Origin of the sequence: Bacillus sanguinis (assembly GCF_018332475.1) — a bacterium.
Lineage (GTDB): Bacteria > Bacillota > Bacilli > Bacillales > Bacillaceae_G > Bacillus_A > Bacillus_A sanguinis.
The window spans coordinates 1-454 of sequence record NZ_BOQB01000597.1; the positions used below are offsets into that span (position 1 = coordinate 1).

Sequence of the window (454 nt, forward strand, 5' to 3'; positions counted from 1 at the left end):
TATTAGTTGCAAAAGTAATGAAAGGCATATATATTATAAATATCAAAAAAAATTGATGAAAGGAAATTACCATGAAAGAAATAAAATTATACAATCAATCAACTCCTCAATCCTTTGAAAAATATGAAAAAAAGTTCAAAGCATTGGCAGATCAAAAAAGGTTACACATCTTGTATGAATTGTGCCAACGTGGAGAAACTTGTGTATGCGATTTAACGGGTGTTCTTGAATTACCACAATCAAAACTTTCGTATCATTTAAAACTTTTACTTGATGCAAATCTTATTACAAAAGAAACAAAAGGGACATGGAGTTACTATAACATTAATAAAGAAGAAGTAGATGCACTATTATCTGAGCAATTATGCTGTATATTTCGTCCTATGTCATAATTTTGGTTGGGGCGAAATAGCATTTTAATATATTATTAATCAATTTTTTTTGATCAATACAG

1 protein-coding gene is annotated in these 454 nt (G+C 28.0%); it reads left to right on the forward strand.

Translation table 11 applies throughout. From position 1 onward, the window contains the following. Positions 1-71 precede the first annotated feature (71 nt). A complete protein-coding gene (locus KI369_RS28760) occupies positions 72-392 on the forward strand; it encodes an ArsR/SmtB family transcription factor (RefSeq protein WP_000658768.1) in 321 nt (106 codons plus the stop codon). Positions 393-454: the final 62 nt, after the last annotated feature.

Bases quoted from the DNA above. Each gene is read 5' to 3' on its own strand.
- KI369_RS28760 (WP_000658768.1), top strand. From the start codon at position 72: ATGAAAGAAATAAAATTATACAATCAATCAACTCCTCAATCCTTTGAA.